Source organism: Campylobacter sp. BCW_4341 (genome assembly GCF_001764255.1).
Lineage (GTDB): Bacteria > Campylobacterota > Campylobacteria > Campylobacterales > Campylobacteraceae > Campylobacter_D > Campylobacter_D jejuni.
In genome coordinates this window covers 1-14,712 of the sequence record NZ_MKAH01000045.1, presented here as the reverse complement: position 1 = coordinate 14,712, position 14,712 = coordinate 1, and the positions used below count along the sequence as shown (strand labels likewise).

13 protein-coding genes, 1 other RNA gene and 1 pseudogene are annotated in these 14,712 nt (G+C 30.2%); 11 read left to right on the top strand and 4 right to left on the bottom strand.

What is annotated here, in order from left to right; genetic code table 11:
• The first annotated feature begins 21 nt into the window (after nt 1–21).
• The 4 genes from AJN70_RS06630 to AJN70_RS06615 are packed head-to-tail and all read left to right on the top strand — an operon-like array spanning nt 22 to nt 2,972.
• A complete protein-coding gene (locus AJN70_RS06630) occupies nt 22–387 on the top strand; it encodes a FlaG family protein (protein ID WP_002776146.1) in 366 nt (121 codons plus the stop codon).
• 2 nt (nt 388–389) lie between these two features.
• Nucleotides 390–2,318 carry a flagellar filament capping protein FliD gene (fliD, locus tag AJN70_RS06625; RefSeq protein ID WP_052861520.1) on the top strand — a complete coding sequence of 643 codons (1,929 nt, stop codon included), beginning with the start codon at nt 390–392 and terminating at the stop codon, nt 2,316–2,318.
• Nucleotides 2,319–2,329: 11 nt separating this feature from the next.
• Nucleotides 2,330–2,716, top strand: coding sequence for a flagellar export chaperone FliS (gene fliS, locus AJN70_RS06620; RefSeq protein WP_002776169.1), 387 nt, complete (start codon nt 2,330–2,332; stop codon nt 2,714–2,716).
• Nucleotides 2,697–2,972 carry a hypothetical protein gene (locus AJN70_RS06615; RefSeq protein ID WP_002776186.1) on the top strand — a complete coding sequence of 92 codons (276 nt, stop codon included), beginning with the start codon at nt 2,697–2,699 and terminating at the stop codon, nt 2,970–2,972. The genes fliS and AJN70_RS06615 overlap by 20 nt, the downstream gene beginning before the upstream one ends.
• Here AJN70_RS06615 and rnpB read toward each other — a convergent pair.
• Nucleotides 2,970–3,290: RNase P RNA component class A (gene rnpB, locus AJN70_RS06610), an RNA gene on the bottom strand. The genes AJN70_RS06615 and rnpB overlap by 3 nt on opposite strands.
• A gap of 113 nt (nt 3,291–3,403) precedes the next feature.
• On the opposite strand from rnpB, the gene efp reads away from it, so the two are divergent.
• The 3 genes from efp to AJN70_RS06595 all read left to right on the top strand — a co-directional run bounded on the left by efp (nt 3,404) and on the right by AJN70_RS06595 (nt 6,443).
• Nucleotides 3,404–3,973, top strand: coding sequence for an elongation factor P (gene efp, locus AJN70_RS06605; RefSeq protein ID WP_002855210.1), 570 nt, complete (start codon nt 3,404–3,406; stop codon nt 3,971–3,973).
• Nucleotides 3,974–4,342: 369 nt separating this feature from the next.
• Nucleotides 4,343–5,635, top strand: coding sequence for an SLC13 family permease (locus tag AJN70_RS06600; RefSeq protein WP_083262327.1), 1,293 nt, complete (start codon nt 4,343–4,345; stop codon nt 5,633–5,635).
• Nucleotides 5,636–5,645: 10 nt separating this feature from the next.
• Nucleotides 5,646–6,443, top strand: a complete 798-nt coding sequence (locus tag AJN70_RS06595) for an amidohydrolase family protein (RefSeq protein ID WP_058000771.1) — start codon at nt 5,646–5,648, stop codon at nt 6,441–6,443.
• Here AJN70_RS06595 and AJN70_RS06590 read toward each other — a convergent pair.
• Together AJN70_RS06590 and AJN70_RS06585 are read right to left on the bottom strand one after the other, a co-directional pair.
• Nucleotides 6,440–7,525, bottom strand: a complete 1,086-nt coding sequence (locus tag AJN70_RS06590) for an FUSC family protein (RefSeq protein WP_060809780.1) — start codon at nt 7,523–7,525, stop codon at nt 6,440–6,442. The two genes, AJN70_RS06595 and AJN70_RS06590, sit on opposite strands and share 4 nt — an antisense overlap.
• Nucleotides 7,522–8,754, bottom strand: a complete 1,233-nt coding sequence (locus tag AJN70_RS06585) for a glutamate-5-semialdehyde dehydrogenase (RefSeq protein WP_070295620.1) — start codon at nt 8,752–8,754, stop codon at nt 7,522–7,524. Before AJN70_RS06585 ends, AJN70_RS06590 begins: the two co-directional genes overlap by 4 nt.
• Before the next feature lie 70 nt (nt 8,755–8,824).
• Between AJN70_RS06585 and AJN70_RS06580 the strand changes: the two genes are divergently transcribed.
• Together AJN70_RS06580 and AJN70_RS06575 are read left to right on the top strand one after the other, a co-directional pair.
• Nucleotides 8,825–9,760 carry an NAD(P)-binding domain-containing protein gene (locus tag AJN70_RS06580; RefSeq protein WP_070295619.1) on the top strand — a complete coding sequence of 312 codons (936 nt, stop codon included), beginning with the start codon at nt 8,825–8,827 and terminating at the stop codon, nt 9,758–9,760.
• Between the two features lie 206 nt (nt 9,761–9,966).
• A complete protein-coding gene (locus AJN70_RS06575) occupies nt 9,967–11,295 on the top strand; it encodes an MATE family efflux transporter (protein WP_070295618.1) in 1,329 nt (442 codons plus the stop codon).
• A 49-nt stretch (nt 11,296–11,344) separates the two neighbouring features.
• Here AJN70_RS06575 and AJN70_RS06570 read toward each other — a convergent pair whose 3' ends face one another.
• Entirely contained in the window at nt 11,345–12,274 is a 930-nt protein-coding gene (locus AJN70_RS06570) for a DUF2860 family protein (protein ID WP_002881020.1), read from the bottom strand.
• Between the two features lie 139 nt (nt 12,275–12,413).
• On the opposite strand from AJN70_RS06570, the gene AJN70_RS06565 reads away from it, so the two are divergent.
• Nucleotides 12,414–13,790: a replicative DNA helicase gene (locus tag AJN70_RS06565; RefSeq protein WP_070284495.1), complete on the top strand. Its 1,377-nt coding sequence runs from the start codon at nt 12,414–12,416 to the stop codon at nt 13,788–13,790.
• A 270-nt stretch (nt 13,791–14,060) separates the two neighbouring features.
• A pseudogene (locus tag AJN70_RS06560) lies at nt 14,061–14,712 on the top strand (hypothetical protein); the annotation flags it as partial.

The following is a 14,712-nucleotide window of genomic DNA, read 5'->3' as shown; positions in this document are numbered from 1 at the left end:
AATTTTAAAAAGGATTTTAAAATGGAAATATCGAAGGCAAATGGGCAAATGGATACAGCTTTGGCAAACATTAGCCAAAGAACAAGTGAGACACAGGCTAGTTTAAACATTCAAACCGATAGAAGTCAAGGCCAAGAAGGCGATGATGGACAGCAACGAGGTGTGAGTGAAAAGTTGGCTGATATTACAAAAAAGTTAAATGAGCAAATGGATTCTCTAGATACCAATGTTCGTTTTGGTTATAGTGATAAAATCGGTTCTATGTATATTAGCGTGACTGAAAAAAGCACTGGAAGGGAAATCCGTCAAATTCCTAGTGAAGAAGCTATGAGATTAGCTGAGTATTTTAGGGATGTGATAGGAATGATATTTGATAAGGAGAGTTAAAAATGGCATTTGGTAGTCTATCTAGTTTAGGATTTGGTTCTGGGGTTTTAACTCAAGATACTATAGATAAATTAAAAGAAGCAGAGCAAAAAGCTCGTATTGATCCTTATACTAAAAAAATTGAAGAAAATACAACCAAACAAAAAGATTTAACAGAAATCAAAACTAAATTACTAAGTTTTCAGACGGCTGTTTCATCATTAGCCGATGCTACGGTTTTTGCGAAAAGAAAAGTTGTAGGAAGTATTAGCGATAATCCTCCAGCAAGTCTTACAGTTAATTCGGGTGTTGCTTTACAAAGCATGAATATCAATGTTACTCAACTTGCACAAAAAGATGTATATCAAAGTCAAGGATTGGCAAATGATGGTGGTTTTGTTAATGCACAATTAAATGGAACTGCCGATCTTACTTTTTTTTCAAATGGCAAAGAATATACTGTTACGGTAGATAAAAACACAACCTATAGAGATTTAGCTGATAAAATTAATGAAGCTAGTGGAGGAGAGATTGTCGCTAAGATTGTAAACACAGGAGAGAAAGGCACTCCTTACCGCTTAACTTTAACCAGTAAAGAAACAGGCGAAGACAGTGCGATAAGTTTCTATGCAGGAAAAAAAGATGCGCAGGGTCAGTATAAAAGTGATTCAGAGGCAGAAAAAATATTCAAAAGTCTTGGATGGGAATTAGATACAACGAGTTCTATTGATCCAGCTAAGGATAAAAAAGGTTATGGTATTAAGGATGCTTCTTTGCATATCCAAACTGCGCAAAATGCAGAATTCACACTTGATGGTATTAAGATGTTTAGATCAAGTAATACTGTTACCGATCTTGGTGTAGGAATGACTTTAACTTTAAATAAAACAGGTGAAATTAATTTTGATGTACAGCAAGATTTTGAAGGTGTGACAAAAGCCATGCAAGATTTGGTGGATGCTTATAATGATTTAGTAACCAATCTTAATGCTGCAACTGACTATAATAGTGAAACTGGAACAAAAGGAACTTTACAAGGCATCAGTGAAGTAAATTCAATACGCTCAAGCATTCTTGCTGATTTGTTTGATTCTCAAGTTGTTGATGGAACTACTGAAGATGCAAATGGTAATAAAGTAAACACTAAGGTTATGCTTTCTATGCAGGATTTTGGCTTAAGTTTAAATGATGCAGGCACTTTGAGTTTTGATTCTTCTAAATTTGAACAAAAAGTTAAAGAAGATCCAGACTCTACTGAAAGTTTTTTTTCAAATATTACTAAATACGAAGACATTAATCACACAGGAGAGGTAATTAAGACAGGAAGTTTAAGTAAATATCTTAATTCCAATGGAGGTAATACTAATGGTTTAGAATTTAAACCAGGAGATTTTACTATAGTTTTTAATAATCAAACATATGATTTATCTAAAAATTCTGATGGTACTAATTTTAAATTAACAGGGAAAACAGAGGAAGAATTGCTTCAAAATTTAGCTAATCATATAAACAGTAAAGGTATTGAAGGCTTAAAAGTTAAGGTTGAATCCTATAATCAAAACAATGTTACAGGGTTTAGGTTGAATTTTAGTGGAGATGGTAGTTCGGATTTTTCAATCAAAGGAAATGCTAGCATTCTCAAGGAATTAGGTTTGTCTGATGTAAATATAACCTCTAAGCCTATAGAAGGTAAAGGTATTTTTTCAAAATTAAAAGCCACGTTGCAAGAGATGACTGGAAAAGATGGTTCAATTACAAAATATGATGAGAGTTTGACAAATGATATTAAATCATTAAATACCTCTAAAGACTCAACTCAGGCTATGATTGATACAAGATACGATACAATGGCGAATCAATGGTTGCAATATGAGAGTATTTTAAATAAACTCAATCAACAGCTAAATACTGTAACTAATATGATTAATGCGGCAAACAATTCTAATAATTAAGGATAAAAAAGATGCAAAATAATTTAGCCTATAATGCTTATTCTCAAAATCAAGTGGGGATAGAGTCTCCGCAAAAACTTATTGAAATGCTTTATGAGGGAATTTTGCGTTTTTGTGCAAGAGCTAAAGTAGCCATAAGAAATGAAGATATAGAACAAAGAGTGTATTTTGTAAAAAGAACCACGGCTATTTTTATAGAGCTTATTAATACTTTAAACTATGAAAAAGGCGGAGAAGTGGCACATTATTTAAGCGGGCTTTATACAAGAGAAATTCAACTTTTATCTTTGGCAAATTTAGAAAATAACGAAGATAGAATCAATGAAGTTATAAATGTAACCAAAGGTTTGCTAGAAGCTTGGAGAGAAGTGCATAACAATGAAACAGTGGCTCAGTGATTTTAAACTTGCATTAATCCAAGAAGATGTTAATAAACTTGAAAATTTACTTGATGAACTTGATATGAAAGCTTTTATTAAAAATTTAGCCAAAGAATCGCCTTCAGAAGATTTTTTAAAAGAAAATGCAAATGATGTATTTTATCAAGTTCAAGCTCTTTTGCAAGAAGCTGTTATACTGATTGAACAAAAGAAAAAAACAAAAGCTGTTGAAATTCAAAAATTTCAAAAAGCGTTGACATATTTTAAATCTTAAAAAAGCATAGCGATAAGCCGAGTTCTGTCTTGAATGCTCATTTATCTAGTTTTGTTTTTGCAAACAAAATCAAGCGAAGGGTTAAAACAAAGACGCTAACCATCCCTTCTTGCTGCACATTGGGTTTACATAGCCGAAATTGTTACCAAAATCGCTGGTGGGCTTTTACCCCGCCGTTTCACCTTTTCCACTTGCGTGGTAGTTTTCTTTCTGTTGCACTATCCCTTAGGTTACCCTAGCCATCTGTTAGATGGAATGTTTGTCTTTAGCAGCTCGGACTTTCCTCTCCTAAAAAGAAGCGAGCATTTACTATGCTTTAAATTTGGATTTTAACGTAATTTTACTTATTTTTTCATCAAATAAAATAATTTTATTGTGATATCAATCAAAATTTGATAAAATTGTTTTTTATTTTTTAACAAAGGAAATTTATGGCATCTTATTCAATGGGTGATTTAAAAAAGGGACTTAAAATAGAAATCGATGGAATTCCTTTTAAAATAGTTGAGTATCAGCATGTAAAACCAGGCAAAGGTCCTGCTTTTGTGCGTATTAAAATCAAATCTTTTATTGATGGTAAAGTACTTGAAAAAACTTTCCATGCAGGTGATAAATGTGAAGCTCCAAATTTAGAAGATAAAACTATGCAGTATCTTTATGATGATGGTGAAAATTGCCAATTTATGGATACGCAAACATATGAACAAGTAGCTATTAGTGATGATGATGTAGGTGAGGCGAAAAAATGGATGCTTGATGGTATGATGGTAGATGTGCTTTTCCATAATGGTAAAGCTATCGGCGTAGAAGTTCCACAAGTTGTTGAACTCAAAATCATCGAAACAGCTCCAAATTTTAAGGGTGATACTCAAGGATCAAATAAAAAACCGGCTACATTGGAAACAGGCGCAGTAGTGCAAATTCCTTTTCATGTGTTAGAAGGTGAAGTTATACGCGTTGATACTGTGCGTGGTGAGTATATAGAAAGAGCGAACAAATAATACAAAAAAAAGCTTTTGGAGTATTCCAAAGCTTTTTAAATTTATATAATTTTTTATTTTCTTTATTTTATTCTTCAAGGTATTTTTCAAATTTTTAAACTTGACTTTTCTGTAGCGTTTTAATTCCATACTATAAAGATGAGCTTATGAGAATATTCTTTCTATTTTCAAATATTTTTAGATGGGATTATAGTATTGTTTTTTTGCCTAAAAAGGGTTTTTGCTTGTTATAATTCAAGATATTCTGTAAAATATTTTATAAGATGAGTAAATTTGTTACTAAATAGATATTTTTTAAATTTTAGATTTTGTTTTTATGCTTTGAAAAATATATTTTTTGATATCATAAGCCCTATAATATTTTAAAGGATGATAATGGTTTTTTTAATCATCTCTAGTATTATAGTAGCCATCATTTTAGGCTATATTACTAGACATAATGTTGGAATTTTTGCTATGATTTTTGCTTATATTATAGGAGCCTTTTTTATGGATTTAGCTCCTAAAAAAATCATAGCTTTTTGGCCTATTTCTATATTTTTTGTTATTTTTGCTGTTTCATTGTTTTATAATTTTGCAACCGTAAATGGAACTCTTGAAAAATTAGCTGGACATTTGATGTATCGTTTTGCTAATCATCCTTATTTACTTCCTTTTGTTATTTTTGTGGTTAGTGCTATTATAGCTGCTTTAGGAGCGGGTTTTTATACGGTTTTGGCTTTTATGGCACCCCTTACTTTTTTGCTTTGCGATAAAATCGGTTTAAGTAAAATTGCCGGAGCTATGGCCATAAACTATGGTGCTTTAGGAGGAGCAAATTTTATGACTTCTCAAAGTGGGATTATTTTTCGAGGATTGATGCAAAATTCAGGAATTGAAGCAAATGAAGCTTTTATAAATTCTAGTATTATTTTTGCTTTTACTATAATTTTACCTATTGTGGTATTATCTTTTTTTGTGTTTAATGCTTTTAAAAATAAGATGCAAACCAGTGTTATTTCAAAACCTGATCCATTTGATTATAAACAAAAAACTACTTTAATTCTCATGTTTATGATGATTATTGTTGTTTTAATCTTTCCTGTGCTAAATATTATTTTTCCGCATAATGAGACAATTAGTTATTTTAATAAAAAAATAGATATAGCTATGATAGCCATGATTTTTGTTGCCATTGCTTTATTTTTAAAATTAGCCGATGAGAAACAAGTTGTTGCTTTAATTCCTTGGGGAACCTTGATAATGATTTGTGGAGTAGGGATGTTAATTAGTATAGCGGTTGAAGCGGGAGCTATAAAATTATTTTCAGATCTTGTAGAAAATGAGATCAATGTGATTTTTATTCCGTTAATAATGTGTGCTATTGCAGCTTTTATGTCGCTTTTTTCAAGTACTTTGGGTGTGGTTACTCCAGCACTTTTTCCTATAGTTCCAAGCATCGCTGCAAGCAGTGGATTAAGCGAGGCATTGCTTTTTTCTTGTATTGTCGTAGGGGCCCAAGCTTCTGCTATTTCTCCTTTTTCTTCTGGAGGAAGTTTAATTTTAGGATCTTGTCCTGATAAATATAAGGAAAAATTATTTAAAGATTTACTTATTAAAGCTGTGCCAATAGGATTTATGGCGGCGATTTTAGCTACTATTATAATGAGTTTTATTTTATAAGGATAATTTAATGAAGATTGATACTCACGCACATATATTTTTGAAAAAGTTAAATACGGTTGCAAATGCAAGATATAAGCCTGATTATGACGCTAGTTTTAAAGATTATAAAGCAAATTTAGATCATTATGATTTTAATAAAGGGGTTTTAGTTCAGCCAAGTTTTTTAGGTATTGATAATGAATTTTTGCTTCAGAGTATAGAAAAAGATGAAAATATAAAAGCTATAGTTGTGGTTGATGAAAATATTAAATTTGATGAGCTTAAAAAACTAAAAGAAAGAAAAGCTTGTGGAGTTAGATTAAATTTAATTGGCAAAGAATTGCCAAATTTTAAAAGTATGGTTTGGACTCAATTTTTTGAAAATTTAAGTAAGCTTAAAATGCAAATAGAAATTCAAAGAGATTTAGATAATAATCTTGTTGATATTGTTGAAAATTTAATTCCTTATGGTTGTAATATTGTTATCGATCATTTAGCAAGAGCTAATGCAAACTTAACAAATTTAGAGGATTTAATTTGCTTAAAAAACTCTAGAATATTTTTTAAAATTAGCGGTTTTTATAGAGCAAAAATAGACTATGCTAATAATGAACAAGCTGTAAAATTTGCAAAGAAAATATATGAAATTTTAAAAGAACATTTTCCACTTAGCAATTTTGTTTTTGGAAGCGATTGGCCACATACAAATTTTGAAGCAAAAATTAATTTTTCATCGGCTCTAGTGGCTTTTAATGAAGTTGTCGTATCTAGAAAAGAACAAGAGCAAATTTTAGGGGATAATGCTTGTGCTTTATTTGGCTTTTAAGCTTTTTGTTTTATCCTAAAGATGTATTTTGCAATGCGTTCAAAATGCACTCTTAGATAAGGTTTGTAAATCACAAAACCACCTAAAAGCCCTAAAATGCTTCCTATTACAACATCAATTAAACGAGCGAGTATTAATTTATCTGCATTTTCACTCATAAAATTAGCTGCTTCTGAAAGATAAGTAGCATAAGGAGTAAAGAAAATCATAGCTAAAGCATAGTTTCGATTGATTAAAAATTGTCCTATAAAAAACAAAGACATCATAAGTAAAATAAGCTCTATATCGTGAAATTGTTTAGATAAAAGCCACCATGCAAAACATACTCCTAAGGCCGTTCCTATGATGCGTTGAATTTGTTTAATCCATATAGAATTTAAAGTTACACCTTGCATAATAGCTGTGCAAGAAATGGCTATCCAATAACTTCTTTCAAGTTCTAAAAAAGTTCCTATAAATATAGAAAAAGCCACAAAAGAACCCATGATCAAAGAATCCACAAAAACTGCATCAAAACCTATGTATTCTCTAGGTGGAATTTCGCTAGGTAAAGCATTTTTAAATCCATAAATCACAACGATAGAATATAACAAAGCCATTAAATTAGCTACCATTGCTCCAAGAAAAACAAGACCTACTAAAAAGATAAAATCCTTAGCTTCAAAAGGAGAATAAGCTCCTAAAATACAAGAAAATACAAAGAAAAAATATCCAGGTGCACCAATGTTATAGTATCTAATTAAAATAGAACTTCCCATGGCCATAATTCCTATAGGGATGAAGGCAAAAATTGCAGGCAAAAAATGAGTTAAAATTCCTAAGAAAAAACTAGAAACTATGCCAAAAGAACAGCACATTACAACAGCCATTCTATGATATAAAGGAGTGTTTGGAACATATAAAAAAGACAAAGCTCCTATCATGGCAATGAGTCCATAGTTTAATTTTCCAAAAAATACACTAAGCCCTAAAACTATACCCACGCCTAAAGCCGCAAAAAAAGGCATTTGCCAAACTTGTTCGCTTGAATTTAATTTAGCAATTTCTTTAAAGTGTTGCTTTAGTATTTCTATTTTATTCACTCTCGAATTTGTCCTTCCCCATTGATTATATATTTATAAGTGCAAATATCTTCAATCCCCATAGGACCTCTTGCATGCAATTTGCTGGTTGAAATTCCAACTTCTCCACCAAAGCCAAATTCTCCTCCATCGCTAAAACGCGTTGAAGCATTAGCATAAATACAAGATGAGTTTATAAGGCGTTGAAATTTAGCGATATTTGAAGCATCATTTGAGATAATGGTTTCAGAATGCAAGGAGCTGTGTTTATTGATATGTTCTATAGCTTCATCGCAATCTTTTACTAATTTTACACTTAAAGCAAAATCAAGCCATTCTGTATCAAAGGTATTTTCATTTGCTTTAAAAATTTCTAAATTTGAGTTGTTAAAATAAGTCAAAGCATTTTCATGGGCGTGAATTTTTACCTTAAATTTTTCAAATTCAGGTATTAAAAGACTTATAAAATTTTTAGCAATTTTTTCATGGATTAAAAGCGTTTCTAAAGCGTTACAAACACTTACTCTTTGACACTTTGCATTAAGGATTATTTTTAAAGCCATATCTAAGTTAGCACTTTGATCTACAAAAGCATGACACAAGCCTTTATTTTGCTTAATGAGAGGAATTTTGGTATTGTTTGCAATTTCTTGTATCATATTTGAACTTCCGCGAGGTATGATCACATCGATTAAATCATCAAAGGCTAGAATTTGCAAGATTTCATCTCTTTGGGTAAACATAGCAAAACAATCTTGCAAATCAAATTCCTTAAGTACTTTATTAACAAGAGTAAATATAGCCTCATTTGTAAATTTTGCTTCACTTCCGCCTTTAAATACACAAGTATTGGAACTTTTTATCATTAAAGCTGCGATTTCAGCGCTAAGACTAGGCCTTGCTTCATAAATAACACAAATGAGTCCTAAAGGAATGCTCATCTTTTGTATGCTCAAACCCGCATAATTTTTCCAGCCTTTAGAAATTTTGCCTATAGGATCTTCGATGTAAGCGATTTTTTCTAGGCCTTCGCAAAGAGCTAAAATACGTTTTTCATCTAGCAAAAGCCTATCTTTCATTGCTCCGCTTTTTGTGAAATTTGCCATATCTTTTTTATTTGCTTCTAGGATAATTTTGAAATTTTCTCTTAAAATTTGAGCTAATTTTAGAATAATTTTTTCTTTATCTTTGGGTGTTAAGTTAAGTAGTTTTTGAGAATTTTTCTTAATATTTTCAAGCAAATTTCGCATTTTTAATCCTTTATTTACAAAAAACTTGATAAATTATACAAAAAAATTTAGAATTGAAAGGTAAATATAAATGAAAAAAATAGATTTAATTGTAGTAGGTGCAGGTCCAACAGGGATAGGCTGTGCAGTTGAAGCCAAGCTTAAAAACAAAGAAGTTTTGATACTAGAAAAATCAAATAACATTTGTCAAACTTTAATGCAATTTTATAAAGATGGCAAAAGAGTAGATAAAGCTTATAAGGGATGCGAAGGAACCAATCACGGACATGTTCCTTTTGAAGATGGCACCAAAGAAAGCACTATAGAAACTTTTCAAAACGCTTTAAAAGAGCACAATATAGAAGTTGAATTTGGTTCTGAAGTTGAGAGCGTTAAAAATGAAAATGGAGTTTTTTTAGTAAGTACAGCTAAAGGTGTTTATGAGTGTAAAAACATTATTGTTGCTATAGGTAGAATGGGTAAACCTAATAAACCTGATTACAAACTTCCTATGACTTTAACAAAAATCATTAATTTTAATGCCAATTCAGTTTTGGGAAATGAAAAAATTCTTGTTGTAGGTGGCGGAAATTCAGCAGCAGAATACGCTGTGGATTTGGCAAATTCAAATCAAGTTAGCCTTTGTTATCGTAAAAAAGAATTTACAAGATTAAATGATATAAATCTTAAAGATATTCACGAAGCTGGAAATTCGGGTAAAGTAGAGTTAAAACTAGGAATTGACATTAATGAGATAGAAGATGATAGTGGCAAGGCTAAGGTAAATTTTACCGATGGTACAAGCGATATTTATGATAGAATCATTTATGCTATTGGTGGTTCTACTCCACTTGATTTTTTACAAAAATGCGGGATTAATATTGATGATAAAGGCGTGCCTTTAATGGATGAAAATAAACAAAGCAATGTTAAAGGTATCTTTGTAGCAGGAGATATTGCTACTAAAAATGGAGCAAGTATAGTTACAGGGTTAAATGACGCTGTAAAAATTCTTTCCGTGCTTTAAAATTTAGCCTTTGGGCTAAATTTGACTTATTAATAAGTAAATTTTATAATTCTTATTATTTTAATTTAAATCTATGAAAATGCAAAATAAAACTAATACAAAAACAACAATAAGAACTTATCGTTTAAATTTCTATATTTTAGGACTTCAAGCACTCTACTAGCGTCTTTAAAAATATTTTATTTTAATATTTTTAAAGGATTTGTATGTCAAATATTTTTAGCACTTTAAGCCCTTTTAGGCTTTTTATAAAATGTGCCGTGCCAAATGTCATAAGCATGGCCTTTATTTCTTTTTATTATATAGTTGATGGAATTTTTGTTGGAAAATATCTAGGAAGTGATGCTTTAGCGGCACTAGCCTTGATTATTCCCTTTATTATGATGTCTTTTGCTTTGGCTGATATGATAGCTATAGGTTCAGCAGTGCAAATTTCTATGCATTTGGGTTTAGGCAAGAAGAATTTAGCTAGAAAGATATTTAGTTCTAGTATATTGATTATTTTTCTAATCTCTTGTTTTATTGGAATTTTGGAGTATTTTTTAGGACCTGTTTTGATTGATTGTCTAAATGTTAGCGATGAGATTAAAACTATGGCTAAAGAATGTATGTTTGTTTTTGCTTTATTTGCGCCTTTTACCATGCTTTCTTTTGCCTTGGATAATTATTTAAGAATTTGTGGAAAAACAACCTATAGTATGATTATGAACATAATCATAGCTTTAAGTAATATTGTATTTGATTATCTTTTTATAGTTGTATTTGGTTGGGGCTTGTTTTCGGTAGCTCTTGCAACTTGTTTAGGAATTGTTTTAAGCGGTATTTTTGGAATTATTCCTTTTTTATTTCAAAATTTAGAGCTTAAATTTTCAAGTTTATATATAAATTTGAGAATTTTTAAAAATATTCTTTATAATGGAAGTAGCGAGTTTTTTGGCAATGTTTCGGGTTCTTTGTATAGTATTTTTGCAAATTTTGTTTTGTTAAAAATTTCTACTACTCAAGCCGTGGCAGCTTTTTCCATTATTTTATATATTGATAGTTTTATTATAATGCTTATTATTGCTATGGGGGATGCGATGCAACCTGCACTTAGTTATAATTATGCTAAAAAAGATTTTTTAAGGATTAAAGCTATTATAAAAGTGGTATTTTTTGCGGGAGGAATTTTATCTTTATTTTCTATAGTATCTATATTGATATTTGGAGAAAATTTGATAGCACTTTTTGCAAAAGAAAATGATCAAGAATTTAAAACTTTTGCTTATACAGCTTTGATGCTTTTTGCTTTTAATTATCTTTTTGCATGGTTTAATGTCCTAAGTGGTTCTTTTTTGACAGCTTTTAATAAAGCAAGTTTTTCTTTGGTTTTAAGCTTAATGCAAAATTTATTCATGCCTTTATTTTTTCTTTTGCTTTTATCTTATTTTATAGGTTTAAATGGAGTATGGTTAAGTCCATTTTTTGCTGAATTTTGTGTTTTGATTTTAGCTTGGATTTTTCTTAAAAGGATTTTTAAAGATCTATCTTTATAGTGGATAGATCTTTTTTAAATTTTATCAAAGGAGCTTTTTTTATAATTTTTTAGAATTTATATCCTATTCCAGTTAAAACAACTTGATAGGTTTCATCATAAAATCCTATATCGCTATTTCTTTTTTCTATACCATAATTTGCAAAACCATAAAGTCCGTTATAGCCCAAAAATTGATTTTTAACAACTTTTAGATTAAGCTTAACTATATTACCGTCTTGTTTTTTGTGGAAGATAGGATCTGTTCCTACTGCTTCATATTTGCTAAGACTTAAATTTGGGGTGAAGATATAGTCATTGGCAAAAGCTAAATTTGCTCCCATGCTTAAACCATATCTTGAGTAACTTTGAGCTTTTCCATCTGCATCATTATAATCATAGCTTAGTCCTAAATTTAACAAACTATAATTGTAATTTAATTCAAACTCGTGATAATACCCCTCTCTTTTTAAAGAGTTGTACTCAACTGCGTCTTTATCATATTTGTTTTTGCTAAATAAATATGAAGCTGTAAATTTTCCTAAATCACTTTCGTAAAGTTGAGAGATTTTAAAACCATATCTATCAACATCAGTTTCTTCTCTATTACCTATTTGATAAGGATTTGCATAAGCTTTTTCCCTTAAAGAAGAGATTACAGAAAAAGAAGTGCTAAAACGCTCTAAATAAGCTTTTTCGTAACCTAAAGCTATACCGCTGATATCTCTTCCATTGTAGTTTTTAATAAAAACTCTATCATTGTCTATAAGGTTGCCATAGTAAAGTTCTACGCCGATAAAAGGAATAAAAGAAGAGTCCGAATTATCAGCATCATAACCACCCAAGTAATCGCTATCCGCTAAAGTTGAAATATTGCTTTTAATATCTCTTGCACCTACACCTATACTTAAATTTCCACTAAAACCTTCTTGAAAATCTACAGCCATAGCTGACTGGGCTAAGATGGAAGCTAAAATACATGAAAATAAATGTTTTTTCAAGTGTTCTCCTAATAAAATAAATGTTGTGATTATAATTGTAACTAATATTACTTTAAATATTTATAAAAAATTAAAGTTTATAATTTTAAGTTTTTTTGGATAAAATTTTTAAAACTATTTATATTTATAAGGAAATTTAGTGCAACAAGAGTATTATGACTTGGATTTAGAGCGAGCTATTTTAAGCAGTTGCATCATGAGTGAAGAAGCTTACGCTAGTATAGCAGGTGATATTAGTCCGAAAGATTTTAGTCTTAAAGCTCATGAAGATATTTTTAAAGCAATTATAGCTTGTAGCAACAACAAAGAGCCTATTTCTATAAGTTTTTTAAAAAAACATAAAAAAATAGATGAAGAGATTTTAGCAGAAATTCTTGCCACTCCTTCTATGATAGATTTGCCTGCTTATGTAAATGAACTTCGCGAAAAGTCCATCAAAAGACAACTTTTGAGTTTTGCACATCTTTTACCAGCTCGTATTAATGAAAATCGTGCCGTAAGTGAAATCGCAGATGAAATTGGTAAAGAAATTTTTAGCATTACAAATCGTGTAAATTTTAGAGATATTAAAGATGTTAATATAGTAATATCAGAACTTTTTGAAGAATTTAAAAAGCAAAAAACTTTAGAAAATAAAAATATCATAGGCCTTGATACAGGTTTTGAGGGTTTAAATAAAATGACAAAAGGTTTTAAAGGAGGTGAGCTTATAATAATCGCTGCGCGCCCAGGTATGGGAAAAACAACCCTTTGTTTAAATTTCATTGATAAAGTTTTAAGACAAAATAAAGGTGTGGCTTTGTTTTCTCTTGAAATGCCCGCAACTCAAATCATGCAAAGAATGCTTTCTTCAAAAACTTCTATCCCTTTACAAAGAATTTTAACTGCGGATTTAAATGATGATGAATGGGAGCGTTTAGGAGATGCTTGTAATGATTATAGTCAAAAGAAATTATATATTTACGATAGTGGTTATGCAACTATTGCTGATGTAAGGGCTATTTTAAGGCGTTTAAAATCTCAAGATGAAAGTGTAGGACTTTGTGTGATTGACTATATAGGGCTTATGATGAGTAATTCAAATTTTAATGATAGGCATTTGCAAGTGAGTGAAATTTCAAGAGGACTTAAGCTTTTGGCTAGGGAGCTTGATATGCCGATTATCGCACTTTCACAACTTAATCGTGGTTTAGAGCAAAGAGCAAATAAGCGTCCTTTGATGAGTGATTTGCGAGAAAGTGGAGCTATAGAGCAAGATGCGGATGCTATTTTATTTGTATATCGCGATGAGGTTTATAGGGAGCAAGAAGAAAAAGAAAGAGAGAATAAAGCTAAAGCTGAAGGCAAAGCTTATCAAAGGCTTTTTATACCAAATCCTATGCAAGAAAATGCTGAAATTATTGTTGGAAAAAATAGAAATGGACCGGTCGGAACTATAGAGGTTATATTTTTAAAAGAAAAATCTTGTTTTGTAGATAAACCTATAGGCTATGAAGCTACTGAATTTACAGGCTAGCTTTAATTGATATAAATTAATTAAAAATACCACAAAAATATTTACAACATTTCATACAAATTTACTCTCATTAAATTAATTTTTTTATATAAAATAAAATTTAAATTGAAATTTTATAATTATATAATAATCAGTATTTAATTATACTTTAAGTTTAAATATTTTATTATTCCACTATTTTATTTTTATATTTTATATTATTATTAAAAAATAAAAAATATGAAATTAATTTCAAAATAAATCATTTTAAATAAGGAAGGAGAAAAATATTTGAGTAAAAATATTATTTCAAGTAAGGTGTCTACGGGGGGGGGGATTGGAAAATCCCATTTAAATTCTAAAAAGATAGTTTTATCTTTAGCTACTATTTCTTTCTTAGCGAGTTGTGCTAATGCTACATTAAATTCTGAAATAAAAACTTATGATGAAGCAAATAAAAATACTAAAGCTAGATCAGCCAGTATGTATAGTCCTCAAGCTAGAATCAATACAACTGTAAGTAGTTCAGAAACTAGCACAATCAACATTTCCGATTCAGGTCCACATACCATAATAATTCGATCAGGTGGAACTTTAGGTAGTATAGGTAATACGGGTAATATTATTTATGCTTCTACTAACAATGGCAATACTCTTACTCTTGCAAATCTTACCAATAATGGAACCATCAATGGTAAAGTAGCCATACAAAATAGCCAAGATAACCTCACAGGAACCATCACTGTCAATACCTTTGAAAATATAGGTCAAGTTAATGGTCAAATTTATATGGGAGTTTGGGGAAATAAAAACTCAGGAATTCTCACTGTGGATCAGTTTGATAACAGTGGAACTATAGCTTCAAGCGATAAAGGAGTTTTTTTCGAAGGCGGTGCTAATAATAAATCCACGATTAATAATTTTAACAATACTGGAGTTATAA

What these genes read in the sequence shown, in the direction of transcription:
- AJN70_RS06575 (WP_070295618.1), top strand. Translation starts at nt 9,967, where the DNA reads ATGTCAAATATTTTTAGCACTTTAAGCCCTTTTAGGCTTTTTATAAAA.
- fliS (WP_002776169.1), top strand. Translation starts at nt 2,330, where the DNA reads ATGCAAAATAATTTAGCCTATAATGCTTATTCTCAAAATCAAGTGGGG.
- AJN70_RS06585 (WP_070295620.1), bottom strand. Translation starts at nt 8,754, where the DNA reads ATGCGAAATTTGCTTGAAAATATTAAGAAAAATTCTCAAAAACTACTT.
- AJN70_RS06630 (WP_002776146.1), top strand. Translation starts at nt 22, where the DNA reads ATGGAAATATCGAAGGCAAATGGGCAAATGGATACAGCTTTGGCAAAC.
- AJN70_RS06595 (WP_058000771.1), top strand. Translation starts at nt 5,646, where the DNA reads ATGAAGATTGATACTCACGCACATATATTTTTGAAAAAGTTAAATACG.
- efp (WP_002855210.1), top strand. Translation starts at nt 3,404, where the DNA reads ATGGCATCTTATTCAATGGGTGATTTAAAAAAGGGACTTAAAATAGAA.
- AJN70_RS06580 (WP_070295619.1), top strand. Translation starts at nt 8,825, where the DNA reads ATGAAAAAAATAGATTTAATTGTAGTAGGTGCAGGTCCAACAGGGATA.
- AJN70_RS06600 (WP_083262327.1), top strand. Translation starts at nt 4,343, where the DNA reads ATGATAATGGTTTTTTTAATCATCTCTAGTATTATAGTAGCCATCATT.
- AJN70_RS06615 (WP_002776186.1), top strand. Translation starts at nt 2,697, where the DNA reads ATGAAACAGTGGCTCAGTGATTTTAAACTTGCATTAATCCAAGAAGAT.
- fliD (WP_052861520.1), top strand. Translation starts at nt 390, where the DNA reads ATGGCATTTGGTAGTCTATCTAGTTTAGGATTTGGTTCTGGGGTTTTA.